General features: G+C 59.1%; 20 protein-coding genes. 15 read left to right on the plus strand and 5 right to left on the minus strand.

Translation table 11 applies throughout. The annotated features are described in order from the left end of the window. Positions 1-17 precede the first annotated feature (17 nt). The 4 genes from ACR0I8_RS09110 to ACR0I8_RS09125 all read left to right on the plus strand — a co-directional run bounded on the left by ACR0I8_RS09110 (position 18) and on the right by ACR0I8_RS09125 (position 6,221). A complete protein-coding gene (locus tag ACR0I8_RS09110) occupies positions 18-1,346 on the plus strand; it encodes an amidase family protein (protein ID WP_170690678.1) in 1,329 nt (442 codons plus the stop codon). Between the two features lie 109 nt (positions 1,347-1,455). After that, a complete protein-coding gene (locus ACR0I8_RS09115; RefSeq protein WP_170690676.1) occupies positions 1,456-2,637 on the plus strand; it encodes an aminotransferase class I/II-fold pyridoxal phosphate-dependent enzyme in 1,182 nt (393 codons plus the stop codon). Positions 2,638-2,651: 14 nt separating this feature from the next. Next, positions 2,652-5,585, plus strand: coding sequence for a DNA translocase FtsK (locus tag ACR0I8_RS09120; RefSeq protein WP_170690674.1), 2,934 nt, complete (start codon positions 2,652-2,654; stop codon positions 5,583-5,585). Positions 5,586-5,624: 39 nt separating this feature from the next. After that, on the plus strand, positions 5,625-6,221 hold the full coding sequence (locus tag ACR0I8_RS09125; RefSeq protein WP_170642640.1) for an outer membrane lipoprotein carrier protein LolA: 597 nt from the start codon (positions 5,625-5,627) through the stop codon (positions 6,219-6,221). A gap of 10 nt (positions 6,222-6,231) precedes the next feature. Here ACR0I8_RS09125 and ACR0I8_RS09130 read toward each other — a convergent pair whose 3' ends face one another. Together ACR0I8_RS09130 and ACR0I8_RS09135 are read right to left on the minus strand one after the other, a co-directional pair. Next, entirely contained in the window at positions 6,232-6,813 is a 582-nt protein-coding gene (locus tag ACR0I8_RS09130; protein WP_170375559.1) for a transglycosylase SLT domain-containing protein, read from the minus strand. 61 nt (positions 6,814-6,874) lie between these two features. After that, entirely contained in the window at positions 6,875-7,756 is an 882-nt protein-coding gene (locus ACR0I8_RS09135) for an AEC family transporter (RefSeq protein WP_170552416.1), read from the minus strand. A gap of 80 nt (positions 7,757-7,836) precedes the next feature. Between ACR0I8_RS09135 and hspQ the strand changes: the two genes are divergently transcribed. Further along, entirely contained in the window at positions 7,837-8,163 is a 327-nt protein-coding gene (hspQ, locus tag ACR0I8_RS09140) for a heat shock protein HspQ (protein WP_170690673.1), read from the plus strand. Between the two features lie 25 nt (positions 8,164-8,188). On the opposite strand, the gene ggt is transcribed toward hspQ, so the two are convergent. The 3 genes from ggt to ACR0I8_RS09155 all read right to left on the minus strand — a co-directional run bounded on the left by ggt (position 8,189) and on the right by ACR0I8_RS09155 (position 10,803). Continuing rightward, complete coding sequence (gene ggt / locus ACR0I8_RS09145) at positions 8,189-9,766, minus strand: gamma-glutamyltransferase (protein WP_170690670.1); 1,578 nt, start codon at positions 9,764-9,766, stop codon at positions 8,189-8,191. 228 nt (positions 9,767-9,994) lie between these two features. After that, positions 9,995-10,450, minus strand: a complete 456-nt coding sequence (locus ACR0I8_RS09150) for an ATP-binding protein (RefSeq protein WP_170690669.1) — start codon at positions 10,448-10,450, stop codon at positions 9,995-9,997. Positions 10,451-10,464: 14 nt separating this feature from the next. After that, a complete protein-coding gene (locus ACR0I8_RS09155) occupies positions 10,465-10,803 on the minus strand; it encodes an STAS domain-containing protein (RefSeq protein ID WP_170690668.1) in 339 nt (112 codons plus the stop codon). Between the two features lie 100 nt (positions 10,804-10,903). Between ACR0I8_RS09155 and ACR0I8_RS09160 the strand changes: the two genes are divergently transcribed. From ACR0I8_RS09160 to ACR0I8_RS09205, 10 genes are all read left to right on the plus strand, one after another. Continuing rightward, positions 10,904-12,076, plus strand: coding sequence for an acetyl-CoA C-acyltransferase (locus ACR0I8_RS09160; RefSeq protein ID WP_170690666.1), 1,173 nt, complete (start codon positions 10,904-10,906; stop codon positions 12,074-12,076). A 73-nt stretch (positions 12,077-12,149) separates the two neighbouring features. Next, positions 12,150-12,602, plus strand: coding sequence for a GAF domain-containing protein (locus ACR0I8_RS09165; protein ID WP_170690664.1), 453 nt, complete (start codon positions 12,150-12,152; stop codon positions 12,600-12,602). A gap of 125 nt (positions 12,603-12,727) precedes the next feature. Further along, positions 12,728-13,297, plus strand: coding sequence for an XRE family transcriptional regulator (locus ACR0I8_RS09170; RefSeq protein ID WP_170690663.1), 570 nt, complete (start codon positions 12,728-12,730; stop codon positions 13,295-13,297). Further along, the gene (locus tag ACR0I8_RS09175) at positions 13,297-13,920 is read left to right on the plus strand and encodes a LysE family transporter (protein ID WP_170690661.1); all 624 of its coding nucleotides are present in this window, start codon (positions 13,297-13,299) and stop codon (positions 13,918-13,920) included. Before ACR0I8_RS09170 ends, ACR0I8_RS09175 begins: the two co-directional genes overlap by 1 nt. 4 nt (positions 13,921-13,924) lie before the next feature. Beyond that, positions 13,925-14,305, plus strand: a complete 381-nt coding sequence (locus tag ACR0I8_RS09180; RefSeq protein WP_170375541.1) for a GFA family protein — start codon at positions 13,925-13,927, stop codon at positions 14,303-14,305. A gap of 16 nt (positions 14,306-14,321) precedes the next feature. Continuing rightward, positions 14,322-16,769, plus strand: a complete 2,448-nt coding sequence (locus tag ACR0I8_RS09185) for a GcvT family protein (protein ID WP_170690660.1) — start codon at positions 14,322-14,324, stop codon at positions 16,767-16,769. A 97-nt stretch (positions 16,770-16,866) separates the two neighbouring features. After that, positions 16,867-17,919: an alcohol dehydrogenase family protein gene (locus ACR0I8_RS09190; RefSeq protein ID WP_170690658.1), complete on the plus strand. Its 1,053-nt coding sequence runs from the start codon at positions 16,867-16,869 to the stop codon at positions 17,917-17,919. Positions 17,920-17,931: 12 nt separating this feature from the next. After that, positions 17,932-18,825 carry a homocysteine S-methyltransferase family protein gene (locus ACR0I8_RS09195; RefSeq protein ID WP_170375535.1) on the plus strand — a complete coding sequence of 298 codons (894 nt, stop codon included), beginning with the start codon at positions 17,932-17,934 and terminating at the stop codon, positions 18,823-18,825. Positions 18,826-18,842: 17 nt separating this feature from the next. Further along, positions 18,843-19,826, plus strand: coding sequence for a GlxA family transcriptional regulator (locus ACR0I8_RS09200; RefSeq protein ID WP_170375533.1), 984 nt, complete (start codon positions 18,843-18,845; stop codon positions 19,824-19,826). 89 nt (positions 19,827-19,915) lie between these two features. Continuing rightward, positions 19,916-22,369 (plus strand): GcvT family protein, encoded by a 2,454-nt coding sequence (locus tag ACR0I8_RS09205; RefSeq protein WP_170690656.1) that lies wholly within the window; start codon positions 19,916-19,918, stop codon positions 22,367-22,369. The last annotated feature ends 202 nt before the right edge of the window (positions 22,370-22,571 follow it).

The following is a 22,571-nucleotide window of genomic DNA, read 5'->3' on the forward strand; positions in this document are numbered from 1 at the left end:
ACGCAAGGAGGGGTGTGATGCAGGAATGGCTAACCATGACGGCCTGTGATTTGGGCCGTGGTATCGGTATGGGGCAAATCGACCCCGTTGAATTGACCGAGACCTATCTGGCCGCCATTGACGCCCATCCCCATCGCGACCGTATCTATGCGCGCGTCACCCATGACCGCGCCCGGTCTGATGCGAAAGCCGCGAAAGAGCGCGCCGCCTTAGGCTTGCGTCGATCCTTGCTGGATGGCGTGCCGATCAGCTGGAAGGATCTGTTCGACACGGCTGGTATTGGAACCGAGGCGGGCTCGGCCCTGTTGAAAGGGCGCGTGCCGGACGCGGATGCGGTGGTTTTGCGCAACGCAACGGCCATGGGCACCGTTTGCCTTGGTAAAACCCATATGAGCGAGCTGGCGTTTTCAGGGCTTGGCCTGAACCCGATCACGGACACCCCGCCTTGTGTGGATGATGAGGACGCCGTGCCGGGCGGCTCATCCTCGGGGGCCGGGGCCTCGGTGGCTTGGGGGCTGGCGGCCTGCGGGATTGGCTCGGACACGGGCGGGTCGGTGCGAATCCCGGCAGCCTGGAACAATCTGGTGGGGCTGAAAACCACGGCCGGTCGGCTCAGCCTCGAAGGGGTCGTGCCGCTCTGTCTGAGGTTCGACACGGTTGGCCCTCTGGCGCGTTCCGTCGAAGACGCCGCGCATATGCTGGCCTTGCTGGAAGGCGGTACACCTGCGGATCTGCGTGGTGCAAGCCTGAAAGGCCGCCGCTTTGCCGATTTGCAGAACGTCGCCAAGGACGACCTGCGAGATGCGCCGCGAAAGGCGTTCGACAATGCGCTGGATCGCCTGCGCGATGCCGGGGCAGATATCGTGCCGCTGGAGGTGCCTGAACTGCACGATGCTATGGCGCTTTCGGGTGTTCTCTATACGACCGAGGCCTACGGGCTGTGGAAAGACGTCATCGAAGCCAAACCCGAGGCGATGTATCCCGAAATTCTTGAACGGTTCCGCACTGGCAAGGACGTGTCAGGCCCCGACTATGTGGCCGCGTGGTCCAAGCTCAAGGCCTGTCGCGCAGCGTGGGACGTGGCGACCGCCGGGTTTGATGCGGTTTTGGCCCCAACCGCACCCATCCTGCCGCCCAATCTGGAGAGGCTCCTCAGCGATCACGACTATTACGTGACCGAGAATCTGCTGGCCCTGCGCAACACGCGTATCGGCAATCTGATGGGGCTTGCGGCGCTGACTCTGCCGACGGGAACTGCGGGTTGTGGCTTGATGATGCTGGGTTACCCCGGCTCGGAAGAAGCACTGCTGCGGTTGGGTTCGGCGGCGGAAACCGCATTGGCGTGAATGCCACAATCCCCTGATTCGGAACCTCTTTGTCTGGACGGGGCGGGGTCTGATCTGTAATCTGCCAATCAAACGGGGCGAAAACGATCCCGATATTGAGGCAGTAGATATGAATTTCCCCGAGCGGTTTTCGAACCTACCGGAATACGCATTCCCGCGTCTGCGCACCCTGTTGGACCAGCATCAACCGGGCGGAGACGTGATTCACATGACCATCGGCGCGCCGATGCATGATTTCCCCGCTTGGGTCACAGACGTCATCACAGAAAACGCGGCCGGGTTTCAGGGCTATCCCCCGAATGAAGGCTCGCCCGAGCTGCGAGGGTCGATCACCGACTGGATCAAGCGCCGCTACGGCGTGACGATGGACCCCGATACCAATGTGATGGCCCTGAACGGCACTCGTGAGGGGCTGTACAATGCGGCGATGGCGCTGTGCCCTGAACAGAAGAACGGGCGAGATCCCATCATTCTGTGTCCGAACCCCTTTTATCAGGTCTATATGGTCGCCTCCATCTCGGTCCGGGCGCAGCCCTATTTCGTATCCGCCACCGCGGCGACCGGCCATTTGCCGGACTATACCAGCCTGTCTGAGGATGTGCTGAACCGGACGGTTGCCGCCTATATCTGCTCGCCTGCGAACCCGCAGGGGGCTGTCGCCTCGCGCGACTATTGGGCCGAGTTGATCGGGTTGGCCGAGAAATACGATTTCCGCATTTTCGCCGATGAGTGCTATTCCGAGATTTACCGTGATGAGGCCCCAACTGGTGCCCTGACCGTCGCGCAAGAGCTGGGCGCGGATCCTGAGCGGGTCTTGCTGTTCAACTCTCTTTCGAAACGGTCGAATTTGGCCGGGCTGCGCTCGGGCCTGATTGCTGGCGGGCCGGACAGTATCAAACGGGTCAAACAGCTGCGCAACTATGCGGGTGCGCCATTGCCGCTGCCGCTACAGGCTGCTGCCGCGCGCGTCTGGGCCGACGAGACGCATGTGGTCGAGAACCGCGCGCTCTATCAGGAAAAATACGCCATCGCGGATGAGGTCTTCTCGGGCCTGCAGGGCTACATGCCGCCCGAGGCCGGGTTTTTCCTGTGGCTGCCCGTTGAGAACGGCGAGGAAACCGCATTGAAGCTGTGGCAGGAGACCGGCGTTCGGGTCCTGCCGGGTGCATATCTTTCTCAAGGTGACCCGGGGCAAAACCCGGGCGAGCAATTTATCCGGGCCGCCTTGGTGGCTCCAAAAAAAGAGTTGCAGCAGGGGCTGATCAAGCTTCGTGACTGCATCTATTCGTGAGGTACGAGGGCAAAATGGCATCATTGAACGCGCGCAACCGCGATCCATTACTGGACAGCACGACTCAAGCCGCGATTGAGCGGCGCACGAAGGAATTGATCGGGATCGCTCTGATCCTGTTGGGGCTGGCCGCTGCGGCAATGATATGGTCCTACACGCCGGAAGATCCGAACTGGATGGTCTCGACCGATGCGCCGGTGCAGAACTGGATGGGTCGGATCGGTGCCTCGATCGCTGCGCCGTTGTTCATGATCGTTGGCTGGGGCAGCTGGGGGATCGCGCTGGTTCTGATTGGTTGGGGTGTGCGTTTTGCCGGTCATTTCGGCGAAGACCGCGCCGTGGCGCGGCTGATCTTTGCGCCGATCTGGATCGCCATCGTCTCGGTTTACGCCGCCACTCTGGTTCCGGGCGAGGTCTGGCGCGCGACACATAGCTATGGGTTGGGCGGACTGTTTGGCGACACCGTCATAGGGGCTTTGCTGACGCTTCTGCCGATCTCCTCCCATTTCCTGGTCAAGCTGATGTCGCTGGCCATGGCCGTCGGAATGCTGTCGTTGGGTATTTTTGTTCTGGGCTTCACCAAAGCTGATGTCGCGCGTGGAACGCGTGCTTTCCTACTGGGGCTGGTGATGTCCTACGACATGCTGATGAACCTGCTGGGTCGGGGTGCCTCGGCCACGGTACAGTCAGCGCGAGAGCGTCGTGAACAATGGAAAGAGCACCGCGCCGCGCGGATCGAACCCGTTTTCGACGATGAGATCGCGTTTGAAGACCCAATCTTCGAAGACGCCGAGGAAGAACCCGAACCTGCCCCCAAAACCGGCCTGCTGGCCCGGATGCCGGCCCTGATCCGTCGTCCTGAGCCGCTGCCAGAGCCTGAATTGGTCGAAGCCATGCCTGTGCAGGGTTTTGATGAAATGCCGGGTGAAGATCGTATCCGCTCGAAGATTTCGGCCGCTGTGCGCAATCGCAAGGTGGCGACCGGTGAGATGGCCCCGGAACATGACCCCAATCTGCCTCTGACCAAGGGCCGCGGTCGTGGACCGGACCCGCTGATCTTCAATCCCAGAGGGGCGGGTGAATTGCCACCCGAGCCGCCCATGACCGCTGCTGGCCTGCCGCCCGAGCCTGTTTTGTCGGCTGAGCCGACGTGGCAAGACACGGCGCATGACTATCAGCCCGAACCCGACTATGTGCCCGAGGCGAACTACATGCCCGAGGATGACTACGCCGCCCATGCCTACGACGATGACGCGGTGTTCGAAGATACGGCGACACCTGAGCCGGTTGTGCCACAGCGCCCAGCCGTGAAGATCCCAGTGGCCGAGCCGCGCAAGCCTGTTGTTGCCCAACCCGTCCGACGCACTCCGCCGCCATCCCGTCGGGCGCAGGCCGAGGCGCAGCCGACCCTGTCCTTCGAAGAACGGCATTCCGATTTCGAACTGCCCCCTTTGGGCCTGTTGTCCAACCCGGCCAGCATTCAGCGTCATCACCTGAGTGACGAGGCGCTGGAAGAAAACGCGCGGATGCTGGAGAACGTGCTAGACGACTACGGCGTGAAGGGTGAGATCGTCAGCGTCCGCCCCGGTCCGGTGGTCACCATGTACGAATTGGAACCTGCTCCGGGCCTCAAAGCCAGCCGTGTGATCGGTCTGGCCGACGACATCGCGCGCTCGATGTCAGCGCTGTCGGCACGTGTTTCAACCCTGCCGGGCCGCTCGGTCATCGGGATCGAACTGCCCAATGAAAACCGCGAGATGGTGGTGCTGCGTGAAATCCTCGCCAGCCGTGATTTCGGCGATGGCAACCATGCGCTGCCCTTGGCGTTGGGCAAGGATATCGGAGGCGAGTCCGTTGTCGCGAACCTCGCAAAGATGCCTCACCTGCTGATCGCGGGGACGACCGGCTCGGGTAAGTCGGTGGCGATCAACACCATGATCTTGTCGCTGCTCTATAAGCTGTCGCCGGACGAATGCCGCCTGATCATGATCGACCCCAAGATGCTGGAACTGTCGGTTTATGACGGCATTCCGCATCTGCTGTCGCCCGTTGTGACCGACCCGAAAAAGGCGGTTGTCGCTCTGAAATGGGTCGTGGGCGAGATGGAGGATCGCTATCGCAAGATGTCCAAAATGGGGGTCCGCAACATCGCAGGTTATAATGGCCGGGTGAAGGACGCGCTTGCCAAAGGCGAGATGTTCAGCCGCACGGTCCAGACGGGCTTTGACGATGAAACGGGTGAACCCACCTTCGAGACGGAAGAGTTCGCGCCCGAGGCGATGCCCTATATCGTCGTCATCGTCGACGAGATGGCCGACCTGATGATGGTCGCAGGCAAGGAAATCGAAGCCTGCATTCAGCGTCTGGCGCAGATGGCGCGGGCATCGGGTATCCACCTGATCATGGCCACGCAGCGTCCCTCGGTCGATGTGATCACAGGTACGATCAAGGCGAACTTCCCGACACGGATTTCGTTCCAGGTTACCTCGAAGGTCGATAGCCGCACCATCTTGGGTGAGATGGGCGCTGAGCAACTGCTGGGGCAGGGTGACATGCTCTATATGGCGGGTGGCGCCAAGATCACCCGCTGCCACGGCCCGTTCGTCTCGGACGAAGAGGTCGAGGAAATCGTCAACCACCTGAAGCAATTCGGTCCGCCCGATTACATGAGCGGTGTGGTCGATGGCCCTGCTGAGGAAAAGGCAGACAACATCGACGCCGTATTGGGCCTGAGCACCGGTGGCAACACCAACGGCGAGGATGCCCTGTACGACCAAGCGGTGGCGATTGTAATCAAGGATCGCAAATGCTCGACCTCTTACATCCAGCGGAAACTTGCCATCGGCTACAACAAGGCCGCCCGGCTGGTTGAGCAGATGGAGGACGAAGGCGTTGTTTCGGCAGCAAATCATGTTGGTAAGCGGGAAATCCTCGTCCCCGAGCAGTAGGATATTTAATAACAAGGGCAGAAGCCTTATCTGAGTCGTATGAAACAGATTGCTTTTGCCCTTGCTTTGACACTGGCCGCGCCTGCCGCATGGGCGGCGGACAAGCTGCCGCTGTCGGAGATCTCCAATTATCTGAACAAGATGAAAACGGTTCAGACCAGCTTTACCCAAGTGAATGATGATGGCTCGCTCAGTACCGGCAAGCTATGGATCCAACGACCCGGTAAGATGCGGTTCGAATATGATCCGCCCGACAGTGCTGTTGTTCTTGCGCGTTCGGGGAGTGTTCAGATCTTTGATCCGAAATCCAACCAGCCACCTGAACAATACCCGCTGAAACGGACGCCTCTGTCACTTGTGCTGGCTCGGAACGTAAATCTGGGGCAGGCCAATATGGTCGTTGGTCACGACTTTGACGGGACCGCGACCGTGGTGACGGCACAGGACCCAAAAAACCCTGAATCGGGCCGGATTGAGCTTATGTTCACGGACAACCCCGTCGAGCTGCGGAAATGGGTCATCCATGACAACGCAGGCACCCAAACCACGGTTCTTCTGGGGGAACTGACCGAGGGCGGACGCCTCGATCAGAGCTTGTTCTCGAACGGAAAGCGGGTCGGGTCCAGCGATCGCTGACCCGCCCAATTCAGTAGCGGCAGCTGGCTAGCTGAGCCTGATACAGGTTGGCCCGTGCATCGACATCGCTAGCCACATTCAACAGCCAGGATTTCTGGTTGTAGCTGCCGCGCGCATAGCCTGTGTGGCCTTCGTGATAAGCCAGATACTGGTTGCGAGTGTCACCCAGGTTGATGCCGTTCCGCTCGTAGGTTTTGTTCATGTACCAGCCGATGAAATCGGACGCGTCGCGAATACGGTCCCGCTTGGCGCGGCGTTTGCCGGTTTCACGCTGGTATTCTTCCCACGTACCGTCCAGGGCTTGGCTGTAGCCAAAGGCGCTGCTCTGCCGCCCCATCGGGATCACGCCCAGCACATAGCGGTGCGGGGTGCGCGCATCGTGGCGGTAACGGCTTTCCTGATAGATCGTCGCCATCTGAACGTGAACGGGGACACCCCATTTCCGCTCGGTTTTTTTGAAGGCTTTGATGTAGTCAGGTTTCTCGCGCGCAATGCTGCACGCGTCATTTAGTCTGCTGGGTGGCTGTTTAGACCCGCCACCACAGGATGCCAAAAGCAGCACCCCTAGGAGTACGAATAGAATTCTGCTCATGTGCCTCGTGCCTTTTTTCTGGCATTCTAGCGCAGATTGAGCGCTGAGGAAATCACAATCGTTACAGAACGATAGCCAAAACACCCGGTAACGCGGCGACAGACAGCACCGTTGAGACCATAACCATGCCTGCTACGGCGTCTGCGTCGGCCTCAAACCGCTCGGCCAGCAGGTATGAAGTGACAGCGACTGGGGTACACATTTGCAAGACCAGAACACCGAATGCGATGGTTTCAAGCCCGAAGAGGATGGCAACGCCCCATCCAAGGGCGAAGCAGACCACCAGCTTGAGAAGCGACAGCCAAATGGCCTGGTGAAGACTGCGAGAGGTTAGTCGCGCGATTGCCACACCAACGGTTACAAGCATCATCGGAACAGCCATTTGCCCCAGCAAATCCAAGGTGTTGGTTAGGAACAGAGGTGTTTCCCAGTCTTGCCACAAGAACAGCGCCCCCAGCAGCGTGGCCCAGACCATGGGCTGACGGATGACCTGTCCAAAAGCGCCTTTGCCCGCGACCAGATAGATCCCGTAGGTAAAGGAAAACAGCGCGGTCACGGCCAGAAAGATCACGGCATATCCCAAACCGGCCTGACCAAATGCAAAGATGCATAGGGGAAGGCCCAAATTGCCGGTGTTTCCGAAGATCAGCGGCGAAAGGTAGGTGCGTTGCTCAAGCTTTAGCACCTTTACAATGAACCAGAACACGACCGCGAGAACCAGATTGGCCGCAATGGTGGCCAGAGTGAACCTTGACAGGTCACCACCCGGAATTTCGGTCTGCATCAAGGCCACGAAAATCAGGCTGGGGACTGCCAGCGTCATTGCAAAACGCGTCACAAACTGTAGGCGGTATTCAAAGCCAAGCTTGACCCAGACAAAGCCGATTGCTGACAAAAGGAACACGGGTGCCGCAATTTCGAACACTGTCAGTAAGAGGTTCACAGACTGTTTCCCTTAATTTCACATCAATGATTGGCTTTTCTGCCCGGAAAGAGGTAGTAACTGCTTTGGGGGCTGAAACAATGCTAAAGACACATGCCAAGTACGGCCTGGGACAAATTGTGCGACATAAGAAACATCCCTTCCGAGGGGTGATTTTTGACGTGGATCCAGAGTTTTCGAATACCGAGGAATGGTACGAAGCCATCCCCGAAGACAGTCGGCCGATCAAAGATCAGCCGTTCTATCACCTGTTGGCTGAGAACGACCAATCCTTCTATGTGGCTTATGTTTCAGAACAAAATCTGATTGAGGACCGATCGGGTGAGCCGGTTGAGCATCCTGACATCCCCAACATGTTCGGCCCTTTCGAGGATGGGTCATACCCGCTGCACTTCCATCTGAACTGAGCGGGGCGACGCGTCGGCGCGTTTATCAATATCCCAACGCGCAACCGTCCTTTCTGGGGTCACTGGCCCCCTCCAAAACACCGTCTTCACGGATTCGTATGGCCTGTGCGCCACCCAGTGGAGTTTCTGGTGTTTCCACAGTGTGACCCAATTCGCTTAATTGTTGAGCTTCCGCTTCGGGGAACCCGCGCTCGAGCTTCAGGATGCCTCCGTCGGCGAAGGCGCGGGGGGCGTTGATGGCCTCTTGTAGGTCAAAGCCGAAATCCATCAGGTTTGACACGAACCGCGCATGTCCTGTGGGTTGATACGCCCCGCCCATAACACCGAAGGGCATCATCACGCGGTTGTTCTCGGCCAGCATGCCGGGAATGATCGTGTGCATCGGGCGTTTGCCGCCACCCAGCTCATTTGGGTGCCCGGCTTGCAGGGTGAAGCCTGCGCCGCGGTTTTGCAGCAAGATGCCGTATTTCTCGGATGCGATACCCGAGCCGAAACTGTGGAAGATCGAATAGATCAACGACACGGCCATCTGATCGCGGTCGACGACTGTAATGTAGACGGTGTCCTTGTGGATCGCTTCGGTCAGCGGGGCGGCAGCGGGCATGGCCTGTTTCGGATCAATCAAAGCCGCGAGGGATGTGGCGATGTCTTTGTCCAAAAACTGCTCGGCCCGCGCCATATGATCGGGATCTGCGATGAAGCGGTTGCGTGCGTCATAGGCCAGTTTCGTAGCTTCGGCCTCGATGTGGACCCGTTCCGCGCCCAATGGGTTCATGCTGGCAAGTTCAAAATGCTTGAGGATATTCAGTAGCAAAATCGCCGTTGCGCCTTGGCCGTTGGGGGGATGCTCGACCAGATCAACGCCCTGATAGGTGCCGCGCATCGGATCGGAGGGGGTGCATTGGGTCGATTGGAAATCCTCGGTGGTGTGGAGGCCCCCCAAGGCGGAAAGGGCGGCGATCATATCCTCCGCGATTTCACCAGAATAGAAGGCATCCCGGCCATCCTTTGCCACCCGTCGTAGAACCTCGGCCTGTTTTGGCGCTCGAAAGACCTGACCTGTCTTGGGTACTTGCCCCTGTATCAAATAGTGATCCCGCGCGGCCCCTTGGAGGGTCGGCTCGCCGTTCTGCCAGTCGAAGGAAACGCGTGGAGCAACCGGCACACCCTGTTCCGCATAGTGAATGGCCGGTTGCAGTATTGCATCCAGCCCCAGTCGGCCTTCGGTTTGACTGAGATGGCAGAACGCATCGACCGCGCCCGGAATTGTAACCGCGTCTGGTCTGGTCAGAGGCACCGAAGTCAAGCCCCGATCCCGTAGTGCGCTGGCTTGCGCAGCAGCAGGAGCCCGGCCCGAGCCATTCAAAGCGCGAATCTGCTGTTCCCCCGCACGGTTGTAGAGGACAAAGCAATCGCCGCCCAAACCGGTCATCTGCGGCTCGCAAATTCCCAGCAAGACCGCCCCGGCAATGGCTGCATCCATGGCATTGCCGCCGCGTTCCAGAATGTCGACGGCGGTTTTCGCTGCAAGAGGGTGCGAAGTCGCACACATCCCGTTTGTGGCCAGAACTTCGGACCGGCCCGGCTTGTGTAAATCCCGCATCATCATCCCCTTACTTTGAACACCAGGAAACTATCGCGCTGGGAATGATTGTCCAGTTCTTCAATGAGGGGAGGGAGGTTCCTCGGCGCCGTTCACTGGGTGGGGGCTGTGACACTTGGCGCCGAGGGAAGCTATCTGAGCTACGGTGATAGGTTTGGCAGTCGTTTGGGGCGGCGTAATGGTTCGAAAAAGGCCTTATTGTGGCCATTTCGCGTCAAATACTCTGGTTCATTCGGGTATTGGGACGTCAAACCGTAGCGACAACAGATTGCAACCATCACGACGCTCATACCGAATCTCGCTTGTCAGTTCGTGAATCAGATACCAACCAAAACCCCCTTCTGGCAGGTTCTGCAGGCTGGTCTCAACCGAGGCCGGGGTCCCATCCGGAGGTTTGCAGCCGGGCAGCGGACGCCCCGTATCCGATATCAGAATGTCCAGTTGGTTGTGCTCCAACCGGCAACAGACCTGCACTTTGGCGGGTTCGATGCCAGAATAGGCATGCTCGACGACGTTGTTGATCGCTTCCGCCAAGGCAATCTTCACGTCATCCGCTTTTTCGACAGGCAAGCCGTGTCGGGCCAGGTCTGCGCTCAATTCCGCAATGCCAGTGCTGGCTTCCGCTTCAATCGCCGGAAAGCTCAACTGCAGGCAGGTTTGATCACTGGACAGCGGTACACACATCTACGTTGGCCGCATTACTCTGCTTGCGCCGACAGCGCGTCGTCGAGGGAATCGAACAACCTGAAAACGGTTTCCATTCGCGTCAGGCGAAACACTTTTTCGACCACGGGTTGCAACCCGGCCAGATCCAGGCGGCGTTCGCTTCCGATTTGTTTCATCGAGGCGACAATGGCCCCCAATCCGCTTGAATCAATGAATTCCACGCCTGCCAGATCCAGAACGAAGCGCGTTGCGTCGGTTTCTGTTTCGCGGCGCATGTCTTCCTTGAACTGGATCGCGATGGCCGCATCTATCCGTTCCGAATGAACGGTGATGATCTGTGCCCCTTCGTTAGTTGTGCTGGTCAGCCCCATGATTGACCGCCCTTTTCAGCTGAAATTGCGTCGTAGAAATACGCTAGACGGCAAATCTTACCATTCGGTATTCAAGTCCCGGCAAGAGGAGGGATTTCCGATGAAAGACGTTGTGATCGCAGGCGCGGCCCGTACACCTATGGGAGGGTTCCAGGGCATGTTCGAGGGTGTTCCCGCTGCCGAACTTGGCGGAACCGCGATTCGCGCCGCCTTGCAGCAGGCGGGCGCGGAAACTGTCGACGAAGTCCTGATGGGCTGTGTGCTTCCGGCGGGGCAAGGGCAGGCTCCGGCGCGTCAAGCGGGGTTTGCCGCCGGGTTGGGCGAAGAGGTGCCCGCCACGACCCTCAACAAGATGTGCGGTTCGGGTATGAAGGCCGCCATGATCGCGTTTGATCAGATCGCATTGGGCCACACGGATACCATGATCGCGGGCGGGATGGAGAGTATGACGAACGCGCCCTACATGCTGCCCAAGATGCGCGGTGGTGCGCGGATTGGGCACGGGCAGGTTGTGGACCACATGTTTCTGGACGGGCTTGAAGATGCCTATGACAAAGGCCGTCTGATGGGAACTTTCGCAGAAGACTGCGCCGATACCTATCAGTTCACCCGTGAGGCGCAGGATGACTACGCGCTGCGATCCCTCTCGAACGCGCTGGCCGCGCAGGACAGTGGCGCATTTGATGGGGAAATCGCAGCGGTTACGGTGCAAACCCGCAAGGGGGCGTTGGTGCTCGAGGCGGATGAGCAACCCAAATCCGCCCGACCCGAGAAAATCCCGACACTGAAACCAGCCTTCCGTCAGGATGGCACGGTGACGGCGGCAAACTCCTCTTCCATTTCCGACGGAGCGGCGGCTCTCGTTCTGGCCTCGGCAGACGCTGCCAAAGCACAAGGACTGACCGTCCGTGCACGCGTTTTGGGCCACGCCAGCTATGCGCAGGCCCCGAGCCTGTTCACAACCGCTCCGGTTCCTGCAGCGCAAAAGCTGTTGGAGCGTCTGGGCTGGACCAAAGAGGATGTGGACCTGTGGGAGGTGAACGAGGCCTTCGCCGTGGTCCCGATGGCTTTCATGCACGAAATGGGCTTGCCGCGCGATAAGGTCAACGTCAATGGCGGAGCCTGCGCACTGGGCCACCCAATCGGCGCATCGGGTGCCCGGATCATGGTCACCCTTCTGAACGCTCTGGAAAAACGCGACCTGAAACGCGGGATCGCTGCGATTTGTATCGGTGGCGGAGAGGGCACGGCGATCGCCATCGAACGCGTTTGACCCTCTGCGCTTTTGCAAATACTCCGGGGATGGGGGGCGGAGCCCCCAAGATCCGGATCGGAGCAGTGCTAACATGACCGTCGACTATGACACCCTCACCAAAACCATCGCCTCGTTGACCGAAGGTGAAACCGATCAGGTCTCCCTGATGGCGACCATCGCGTGTGAGGTGCATCATGCCGATGATCGCTTTGACTGGACAGGGTTCTATCGCGTCACCGAACCGGGCCTGCTGAAGATCGGCCCGTATCAAGGCGGTCACGGCTGTCTGGTCATCCCGTTCGATCGCGGCGTGTGCGGTGCAGCCGCGCGCACGGGTGAGGTGCAGCTGGTTCCGGATGTGGATGCCTTTCCGGGTCACATCGCATGCGCGTCTTCCACAAGGTCAGAGCTTGTTTTGCCGGTGCACGATGCCTCGGGCGCCGTTATCGCTGTGTTTGACATCGACAGCGACCAGCCGGATGCTTTCACGGATGTGGACGCGTCCGAACTGACCAAAATTCTCCAAAACGTGTTCTCTGCCTAAACCTCTGTTATGTTTGGGTTTGGTCGCTGACTTGCGACCTGCCGTGAAAAAATACTTTGAAATTTCACGGAACTGAGGCATCGTGAAAAACGTAAACGGAATTTCACGAGAATCGGAGTCTGGCTTTGAACACGCAAACCCCTCAGCGCGCGACGCTCGGAGCGGACTTGCGGGCCTTACGCAAGGCAAGGGGCTTGACGTTGACTGAAATTGCCGACCGCCTGAACCGCTCGGTCGGGTGGCTAAGTCAGGTGGAAAGGGACATGTCCGACCCTTCAATCTCGGACCTGCGTCAGATCGCGGAATGCCTGGGCGTTCCCATGTCGATGCTGTTTTCACATTCCGCCGCCCCGGTCGAGGAGCAAGGCTATGTGGTTCGCGCCGTGTCACGACGCCCGATGGGTTCAGGCGAGGAAGGCTTGATCGAGGAACTTCTGTCGCCAGACCTGACCGATGATTTCGAGATGGTGCATTCCACCTTTGAGCCCCGATCCAAAATGCAAAAACCCGCGGACCGACCAACGCAGGAGGTCGGCTATATCATCTCGGGTCAACTGGACCTGACGATCGGCGTGCGGCACTTCACGGTCGGGCCGGGCGACAGTTTCCGCATCAAGCACGAACCCTATCAATGGGCAAACCCCTATGATGAGCCCGCCGTGGCCATCTGGGTCATTGCACCACCGGTATACTGATGAGCTTTGAGGCCTGGACCGTATTCGCGCTGTTCTGGGTGGTGTTCGTCACCACTCCGGGCCCGAATGCGGTCAATTGTATCTCAAACGGTATGAGCTTACCCTTCCCGAAGGCGATGCTTGGGGTGCTTGCGATCCTGACACAGGCGAGCGCGTTTTTGATCTTGTCGGCATTGGGTATAACGGCCCTGATCGCAGCCTCACCTACCGCCTTCTTCATCGCTAAACTGGTCGGGGCTGGGTTTCTGATCTGGGTTGGTATTCGCGGATGGATCAACGCGAAACGACCGGCGCCTGCCACGGAACGCCCCGCGCGGCATGTCTATCTGCATGCGCTGGCGGTGGCAACGATCAACCCGAAAAGCGTTGCTGGTTATCTGGCGGCCTTTTCGCAATTCGTGCAGCCCGACGTGCCGATCTGGCAGCAGATGGGGGTGATCATGCCAACCGCTCTGATCATCACGACGCTCAGCTATACCGGCTTTACCCTGCTGGGCGCGCTGATGGGCAAGGCGGCATTGGGGGCTGTGTTCAATATCTGGGTCCGCCGGATCATGGCGACCTGTTTCATCATCTATGGCGTGTTGCTGGGTGCCAGCTCTGCGCCCGCAGCAAGGGGGTAGCTATATGCAGACGGGATCCTGCCTTTGCGGCAAAGTTGCGTTTACGATTGACGGAGACCTCTCGCCGCCCTCTGCCTGCCATTGCGGTCAGTGCCGCAAACAATCGGGTCATGTCTGGTCATCGACATGGACGCATCAGGACAACCTGAGCTTCACCGCCAGTGACACGCTGCGTTGGTTCCGAGCCTCAGAGACCGCTCGGCGTGGGTTCTGCAGCGAGTGCGGCTCATTCCTGTTCTGGCAGCACAATGAAGAAGACACGATTTCGATCTCGATGGGGGCGCTCAGCGAACCAACGGGACTGAAACTCTCAAAGCACATCTTTGTCGCGGACAAGGGTGACTACTACGACATCTCAGACGATCTGCCCCAGCGGGCACAGTAACAGAGGATCAAAACACATGAGTGATTTTCCAACCAAGGCCCGTGTGGTCATCATCGGTGGCGGCGTTGTCGGCTGCTCGTCCCTGTATCATCTGGCGAAAAAGGGCTGGACGGACTGCGTTCTGCTGGAAAAGAACGAACTGACTGCGGGGTCTACATGGCACGCGGCGGGTAACGTGCCGACCTTCTCGACTTCGTGGGCGATCATGAACATGCAGCGCTATTCGACCGAGCTGTATTCGCGTCTGGCCGAAGAAGTCGACTATCCGATGAACTACCACGTTTCGGGGTCTATCCGTTTGGCGCACAGTAAAGAGCGCATGCAGGAATTCGAACGCGCGATGTCGATGGGTCTGTACCAGGGCATCCCGATGGAGATGTGGACCCCAGAGCAGGCGAAAGAGCGCTACCCGTTCCTGGAAACCCACGACCTTGAAGGCGTGCTGTACGACCCGACCGATGGCGACATCGATCCGGCGCAGCTGACACAAGCCTTCGCCAAAGGCGCGCGTGATCTGGGCCAAAAAATCATCCGCTTCTGCCCGGCCACCGATGTAACGCAACACGATGACGGCACTTGGACCGTTCACACCGAAAAGGGCGACATTGCCTGTGACTATGTCGTCAACGCAGCCGGATATTACGCGCAGCGTGTGGGTAAGATGTTCAAACCCTATGGCGGCCGCATGGTGCCCGCGATGGTCATGAGCCACCAGTACCTGCTGACCGATGAAGTCCCCGAGGTTGAGGCATGGTCGAAGGAGAACGGTGGCAAACTGCCTCTGCTGCGCGACGTGGATATCTCATACTACCTGCGTCAGGAAAAGAACGGCTTCAACCTTGGCCCCTATGAGCCCAACTGCAAGGGCGAGTGGATGACCGAAGACGATCCGATGCCCGAGGATTTCAGCTTCCAGCTTTGGAACGACGATCTGGACCGGATTGAGGACATCATCACCGACGCGATGGAACGGGTTCCGCTGATGGCAACCTCGGGGGTTGGTCGCGTGATCAACGGCCCGATCCCTTACGCGCCGGACGGTCTGCCGATGATCGGCCCGATGCCCGGTGTGAAGAACGCGTTTGAAGCGCACAGCTTTACCTTCGGCATCGCGCAAGGCGGTGGTGCAGGCAAAGTGCTGGCCGAATGGATCGTTGATGGCCACACCGAGTGGGATATGTGGGCCGTCGATCCGCGACGCTACACCGACTACACCGATCAGGACTACTGCAACCAGAAGGGCATGGAGGTCTACGGCAACGAATACGCCATGCACTTCCCGCACCATGAATGGCCTGCTGCGCGCGACAAGAAACTGTCGCCAGTCCATGCCAAGGTCAAGGAACTGGGCGGCGTCATGGGCGCTTATAACGGCTGGGAACGCGCAAACTGGTTTGCCAAGCCGGGCGACGACACCTCGCTTGAGGCCACGCATACATGGGGTCGCTCGGGCCCATGGGAGCAGCGCATCAAGGAAGAGTGCGAAGCTGTCCGCGACAATTGCGGCGTGCTGGACCTGCCGGGCTTCTCGCGTTTCATGGTCAAAGGTGAAGGTGCTGCCGAAACTCTGCGCGGCCTGATCACCGGTGGTCTGCCCAAGATTGGCCGCATCAACCTCGTCTACATTTCGGACGACCGTGGCCGTATCCTGACCGAGATGTCCTGTATCCGACTAGGCGAGGATGAGTTCGTGATGATCACGGCCGCTACCGCGCAGTGGCACGACCGCGACATCCTGATGTCAGCAATGCCAGAAAGTGTTTCGGTCGAGGACGTCACTACCACTCGTGACACGCTGATAGTGACCGGCCCGAAATCGCGCGAGATTCTCTCGGGCCTCAGCAATGCGGATCTGTCCACCGGCTGGCTGACGCATCAATCCGCGACCGTGGCGGGCAAACCGGCCTTCCTGATCCGCGTCTCCTTCGCCGGAGAGCTGGGGTGGGAGGTTCACGCCCTCAACGAAGACATGCCGGCGATCTACGAAGCGATCCTCGACGCGGGTGCGACCCCGTTCGGCATGTACGCCCTGAACTCGCTGCGTATCGAGAAAGGCTACCGTGCGTGGAAGGGCGATCTGTCGACCGACTACTCGCTGCTGGAAGGCGGGCTGGAGCGGTTCGTCAAACTGGATAAACCGCAGAACTTCCCCGGCAAGTCCGCAATCCTGAACGAAAAGCAACAGGGTGTGAAGAAATCCTTTGTCACGCTGACAGTGGACGCAGGCGATTGCGACGCGCCTTACATGTCTTGCATCTGGCAGGGCGATCAGATCGTGGGCGAGACGACCTCGGGCGCATGGGGCTATCGTGTTGGCAAGTCTATCGCGCTGGGCATGGTCAAGACCGAGGTCGCAAACCCGGGCACAGAGCTTGAGGTTGAGATCTACGGCCAGAAGTACCGCGCCGTGGTGCAGGAAGACCAGCCGCTCTGGGATCCCGCAAACGAGCGTCTGCGTGCCTGATCCCTTTGGGGATTGCCAAATTGGCACAAAACTCCAAGCTGGGGTCCATGGCGGGCCCCAGTCTGCCTTTCACCAAAGTCCAAATCGGAAGGCTGAAATGACGATCCCTGCACATATGTCCGGCGTTTACCTCACTCATCACGGCGGGCCGGAGGCTTTGCAGTGGCGCGAGGATATTCCCGTTCCAACGCCCGGTCCCGGGCAGGTTCTGGTCCGCGTCGCAGCTGCCGGGGTCAACAACACCGATATCAATACGCGGGTCGGGTGGTACTCTTCGGACGTGACCGGGGCCACCGATGACGTCGATCAGGATATCGATGCCGGAGGGTGGGGCGGCGCGCTTCAATTCCCTCGAATTCAAGGCGGCGACCTGTGCGGCATTGTCGAAGCAGCCGGTCCGGGTTCAGGGTTTCAACCCGGTCAGCGCGTGACCTGCCCGATCAATCTGCCGCGCCCGCGACCTGGCCATCCACAGGGGTTTATTGCCTTAGGCTCTGAGATTGATGGCGCCTTTGCCCAATACTGTCTGGTCGAAGCGAATGATCTCTACGATGTCTCTGCCTCGCCATTGTCAGATACCGAGATCGCGGCCATTCCCTGCGCCTTTGGCACGGCCGAGAACCTTTTGACCCGCGCCGGGGTCACCGCTGGCCACAAGGTGCTGATCACGGGCGCTTCGGGCGGTGTCGGTCTGGCGGCGGTGCAACTGGCCCGCCTGCGCGGCGCGTCCGTCTGGGGCATAACCGGTGCCGCCAAGGCCGAGGTTGTGAAATCCCAAGGCGCGGTTGAGACCTTTGATCGCGATGCTGCGTTACCTGCAGACATGTTCGACGTCGCGATTGACGTGGTTGGAGGCCCTAAATGGGCGCGCCTCGTGCTGGCCCTGAAACCCGGCGGGCACTACGCTGTATCAGGTGCGATTGCAGGCCCGATGGTGCAGGCCGATCTGCGCGACATCTACCTGCGCGATATTACCATTCACGGCTGCACTCACCAATCGCCTGAGGTGTTTGGCCGTCTGGCTGAGCTGATGAATGCCGGTCGGATCAAGCCTTTGATTTCCCGCACCTATCCCCTAAGGGATATTGCTAAGGCACAAGAGGATTTCCAATCCAAAGCGTTGCCGGGGAAATTGGTGCTGATCCCGTAAGGAGTTTATGACATGGCCGAAATTACTCTGTTAGATGGCTCGATCGGGCAGGAGCTGGTCAATCGCAGCGGTAATCAACCGACGCCGCTCTGGTCGACGCGGGTGATGATGGATCAACCGGAATTGGTGCGCGAGGTTCATGCCGAATACTTCCGGCGCGGGGCCACAGTTGCGACAACCAACACCTATGCCGTCCACCGCTCGCGCCTTGTGCGCGAAGGGATCGAGGACCAGTTGGCGCAATTGATCCACACCGCCGTGTCTCAGGCCGATCTGGCGCGCGCAGGGAATGGCGGGCGCATTGCCGGAGCGCTCGGGCCGCTATTGGCCTCCTACAGACCCGATCTCGAGCCTGATCCGGAGGAGGCCGGACGCAAATTCGCTGAACTGGTCGCGCTTATGGGGGATGGTGTGGACCTGATCCTGATCGAAACCGTCTCGTCGGTGATGGAGGCCGAAGGCGCCCTGAGGGGCACTGCTGGCTGCGGGAAACCTGTGTGGCTGGCCCTGTCTCCGATGGATGAGGACGGAACGCGTCTGCGATCCGGTGAGCCGTTGGATCAGATTGCTCCCTTGGTCGAGCGCTACAAACCGCAAGCCGTGCTGATCAACTGCACCCGTCCTGAAGCGGTTCCAGCCGGGCTTGAGATATTGTCAGGGATGGGGCTGCCCTACGGCGCCTATGCCAACGGCTTCACCCATATCGCCGAGGGGTTTTTGCAAGACGCCCCCACGGTTGATAGTCTCGCACAGCGCCACGATCTCAGCCCCGAGGCCTATGCCGACCACGCGATGGCCTGGGTCGAGCAAGGCGCAACAATCGTTGGCGGATGCTGCGAGATCGGCCCGGATCATATCGAGGCCCTCGCGCGTCGCCTGGAATCAGCCGGTCATCGGATCGTCTGAACCGACAAGGGAACGGTATGTCCGAGACACCATCGCCAGCCTCCGACACGCGTCAGACCAGTCCCGTGCATTTCGACATTCTGGTCGCGCCGGGCTTTGTGCTGCTGGAACTCGCGTCGCTGGTGGATGTTCTGCGGATTTCCAATCGGGTGTCTGCAACACCGCCGTTCACCTATACCTACCGATCCCTGCGTGGCGGTCCGGTGGCAAGCAGCAGCGACGCAACGGTCCAGACCGAAACCATCCCGAACCAACCCGATGCCACCTATCTGTTTGTGATCGGCAATTCGGACCCGGATCACCCCGACCTATCTTTGGGTCGGGTGGTGTCGAACTATACCTATCGCGGCGCGCAGGTGTTTTTGTTGGCCGAGGCGGCAAGCCGGTATATCGACGAGCAAGGTACAGCCGATCTGGCAACTCATTGGGAAAACGCCTCATTCCTGCGTGAGCGCGGTGCACGGTTCGAAGCGAAACTGTCCATCGCAACCGAGCGCGGCGCAGTCGTCACTTGTGCAGGTATGGGGGCCACCACCGATATCGCACTGGTCGTGATCGGGCGGCATATCTCGGGGCCCACGCAATTGACCGTGGCGGACGTCATGCTGCATGAAAATATCCGCGATTTTTCGTCGATGCAGCCGTTCTCGGGCGCGAAAAACACCGCGACTGGGGACAAGAAACTGGATCAGTGCATCAAGCTGATGCAGGCCAACATCGAAGACCCTTTGCCGATCCAGGACCTTGTGGACAGTCTGAATATCTCGAATCGATCGCTTGAGCGGAAGTTCAAAGCGTTCTTCGGCACCACACCCAACGGGTTCTATCGTGAAATGCGGCTGGCCAAAGCGAACAACCTTTTACTGAATACCACCATGAGCGTGCGCGAAATAGGTTTGGCCTGCGGTTTCCCGAACGGGTTCTCATCAGTTTACCGGAGTTTTTTCGGCGTGACGCCCTTTGTGATGCGCCAACAAAAGAGACAAGCCGCGCAGAGATGATTTTTGCGGATACGATGACGTTTTTGATAGATTCCGCGCCGATTTTTCATGCCATTCAGGGACAAACCTGAACGAACGGAGTCTGCATTATGGTTGATCTTCCCAGCAAGGCCCGCGTGGTCATCATCGGCGGCGGCGTGATCGGATGCTCGGTTGCCTATCACCTGACCAAGAAGGGCTGGAAAGATGTTGTGCTGCTTGAGCGTAAGCAACTGACCAGCGGCACGACCTGGCATGCGGCTGGTCTGATCGCCCAGCTGCGCGCGACGGCGAACATGACCAAGCTGGCGAAGTACAGTCAGGAACTCTATGGCTCGCTTGAGGAAGAAACCGGTGTTGCGACAGGTTTCAAACGCTGTGGTTCGATCACCGTTGCGCTGACTGAAGAGCGCAAGGAAGAGATTTACCGCCAGGCCGCCATGGCCCGCGCCTTTGGCGTTGAGGTCGAAGAGATCTCGAACGAGCGCGTGGCCGAGCTGTATCCACATCTAAATATCGAAGACGTCAAAGGGGCTGTGTATCTGCCGCTGGACGGGCAGGGTGACCCGGCGAATATCGCGCTTGCTCTGGCCAAAGGTGCGCGCCAGCGCGGTGGCATTGTGAAAGAGCGTGTGAAGGTCACCGATGTCGTCAAACAAGGACGCAAGGTCACCGGCGTCGACTGGGTGGCCGACGACGGCAGCGCCTCGGGCCATATCGAATGCGATATGGTGGTGAACTGCGCCGGGATGTGGGGCCACGAAGTGGGTCGCATGGCGGGCGTGAACGTTCCGCTGCATGCCTGTGAGCATTTCTACATCGTGACCGAGGGCATCGATGGCCTGACTCAGCTGCCGGTTCTGCGCGTCCCTGATGAATGCGCCTATTACAAGGAAGACGCGGGCAAAATCCTGTTGGGTGCTTTTGAACCGAACGCCAAGCCTTGGGGCATGAATGGTATCCCCGACAGCTTTGAGTTCGATCAACTGCCCGAGGATTTCGACCATTTTGAACCAATCCTCGAAGCGGCGGTGAATCGTATGCCGATGCTGGCCGAAGCCGGGATTCATACCTTCTTTAACGGACCGGAATCTTTCACTCCCGATGATGCTTATCACTTGGGTCTTGCGCCCGAGATGGACAATGTCTGGGTTGCGGCAGGCTTCAACTCGATCGGTATCCAGTCGGCCGGTGGCGCGGGCATGGCGTTGGCCGAATGGATGGACAGCGGTAAGAAGCCGTTTGATCTGGGCGATGTCGACATCAGCCGGATGCAGCCCTTCCAAGGCAACAAGCAGTACCTGTTCGAGCGCTCGAAAGAGACTCTGGGCCTGCTATATGCCGATCACTTCCCGTACCGTCAGAAAGCCACCGCGCGCGGAGTGCGACGAACTCCGTTCCACCACCACCTGCTGGAGCAAGGCGCGGTCATGGGGGAATTGGCCGGTTGGGAACGCGCCAACTGGTTCGCCAATGACGGGCAGGAACGCGAATATCAATATAGCTGGAAGCGTCAAAACTGGTTCGAAAACTCTGCCGCAGAACACCGCGCTGTGCGCGAGAATGTCGGCATGTATGACATGTCCTCCTTCGGGAAAATCCGTGTTGAAGGTCCGGATGCCGAGGCATTCATGAACTACATCGGCGGTGGTGACTACTCAGTGCCGAATGGCAAGATTGTCTACACTCAGTTCCTGAACCGCACTGGCGGGATCGAGGCCGACGTAACCGTGACCCGCCTGACCGAGACCGCCTATCTGGTCGTCACGCCAGCCGCGACCCGTCTGTCGGATCAAACATGGATGCAGCGCAATGCGAGCAACTTCAACGTCGTCATCACAGATGTGACCGCCGGCGAAGGCGTTCTGGCCATCATGGGACCGAACGCACGCGCTTTGCTCGAAAAGGTCTCGCCCAACGATTTCTCGAACGCGGCCAACCCATTTGGTACCGCGCAAGAGATCGAGCTTGGCATGGGCCTCGCCCGCGCGCACCGCGTCACCTATGTGGGAGAGCTGGGTTGGGAGATCTATGTCTCTTCTGACATGGCAGGACATGCGTTTGAGACGCTGCACGCAGCCGGGCAGGATATGGGGCTTAAGCTGTGTGGAATGCACATGATGGACAGCTGCCGCATCGAAAAGGGCTTCCGCCATTTTGGGCATGACATCACCTGTGAAGACCACGTGGTTGATGCCGGGCTTGGTTTTGCCGTGAAGGTCGACAAGGGCTGTGACTTCATCGGCCGCGAAGCCGTGATTGCGCGCAAAGAGACTGGTCCCAAAAACCGTCTCGTGCAGTTCAAACTGACCGAGGCCGAGCCGCTGTTGTTCCACAACGAACCAATTGTGCGCGATGGAGAGTATGTCGGCTACCTGAGTTCCGGCAACTACGGACACACTCTGGGTGGTGCTATCGGTCTGGGCTATGTGCCGTGCGAAGGCGAAAAAGCTGCGGGTGTTCTGGCATCGAGCTACGAGATCGACGTTTGTGGTGTCAAAGTGAAGGCCGAGGCGTCTTTGAAGCCGATGTATGATCCCAAGTCCGAGCGCGTGAAAGTTTAACTCGCAGAGCAGGGGGCTCTGCCCCCGCCGCGGCAAGCCGCGACTCCCCCGGGATATTTAGGGCCAGATGAAGCAGGGGATCCAGTCTTCATCTGGCTAAAAATATCCCGGAGCGCGAGGCAGAGCCTCGCTCAAAAGCGCGGTTTCGAAGTCGACCCATCACAATTCGTTATGTGCGACTTCACTGTTTTCAGAGTTTTCA

The organism is Ruegeria sp. BG9 (assembly GCF_056538305.1).

What these genes read in the sequence shown, in the direction of transcription:
- hspQ (WP_170690673.1), top strand. Translation starts at nt 7,837, where the DNA reads ATGCTAAAGACACATGCCAAGTACGGCCTGGGACAAATTGTGCGACAT.
- ACR0I8_RS09180 (WP_170375541.1), top strand. Translation starts at nt 13,925, where the DNA reads ATGCAGACGGGATCCTGCCTTTGCGGCAAAGTTGCGTTTACGATTGAC.
- ACR0I8_RS09190 (WP_170690658.1), top strand. Translation starts at nt 16,867, where the DNA reads ATGACGATCCCTGCACATATGTCCGGCGTTTACCTCACTCATCACGGC.
- ggt (WP_170690670.1), bottom strand. Translation starts at nt 9,766, where the DNA reads ATGCGGGATTTACACAAGCCGGGCCGGTCCGAAGTTCTGGCCACAAAC.
- ACR0I8_RS09160 (WP_170690666.1), top strand. Translation starts at nt 10,904, where the DNA reads ATGAAAGACGTTGTGATCGCAGGCGCGGCCCGTACACCTATGGGAGGG.
- ACR0I8_RS09110 (WP_170690678.1), top strand. Translation starts at nt 18, where the DNA reads ATGCAGGAATGGCTAACCATGACGGCCTGTGATTTGGGCCGTGGTATC.
- ACR0I8_RS09125 (WP_170642640.1), top strand. Translation starts at nt 5,625, where the DNA reads ATGAAACAGATTGCTTTTGCCCTTGCTTTGACACTGGCCGCGCCTGCC.
- ACR0I8_RS09200 (WP_170375533.1), top strand. Translation starts at nt 18,843, where the DNA reads ATGTCCGAGACACCATCGCCAGCCTCCGACACGCGTCAGACCAGTCCC.
- ACR0I8_RS09120 (WP_170690674.1), top strand. Translation starts at nt 2,652, where the DNA reads ATGGCATCATTGAACGCGCGCAACCGCGATCCATTACTGGACAGCACG.
- ACR0I8_RS09150 (WP_170690669.1), bottom strand. Translation starts at nt 10,450, where the DNA reads ATGTGTGTACCGCTGTCCAGTGATCAAACCTGCCTGCAGTTGAGCTTT.
- ACR0I8_RS09165 (WP_170690664.1), top strand. Translation starts at nt 12,150, where the DNA reads ATGACCGTCGACTATGACACCCTCACCAAAACCATCGCCTCGTTGACC.
- ACR0I8_RS09185 (WP_170690660.1), top strand. Translation starts at nt 14,322, where the DNA reads ATGAGTGATTTTCCAACCAAGGCCCGTGTGGTCATCATCGGTGGCGGC.
- ACR0I8_RS09175 (WP_170690661.1), top strand. Translation starts at nt 13,297, where the DNA reads ATGAGCTTTGAGGCCTGGACCGTATTCGCGCTGTTCTGGGTGGTGTTC.
- ACR0I8_RS09130 (WP_170375559.1), bottom strand. Translation starts at nt 6,813, where the DNA reads ATGAGCAGAATTCTATTCGTACTCCTAGGGGTGCTGCTTTTGGCATCC.
- ACR0I8_RS09205 (WP_170690656.1), top strand. Translation starts at nt 19,916, where the DNA reads ATGGTTGATCTTCCCAGCAAGGCCCGCGTGGTCATCATCGGCGGCGGC.
- ACR0I8_RS09115 (WP_170690676.1), top strand. Translation starts at nt 1,456, where the DNA reads ATGAATTTCCCCGAGCGGTTTTCGAACCTACCGGAATACGCATTCCCG.
- ACR0I8_RS09195 (WP_170375535.1), top strand. Translation starts at nt 17,932, where the DNA reads ATGGCCGAAATTACTCTGTTAGATGGCTCGATCGGGCAGGAGCTGGTC.
- ACR0I8_RS09155 (WP_170690668.1), bottom strand. Translation starts at nt 10,803, where the DNA reads ATGGGGCTGACCAGCACAACTAACGAAGGGGCACAGATCATCACCGTT.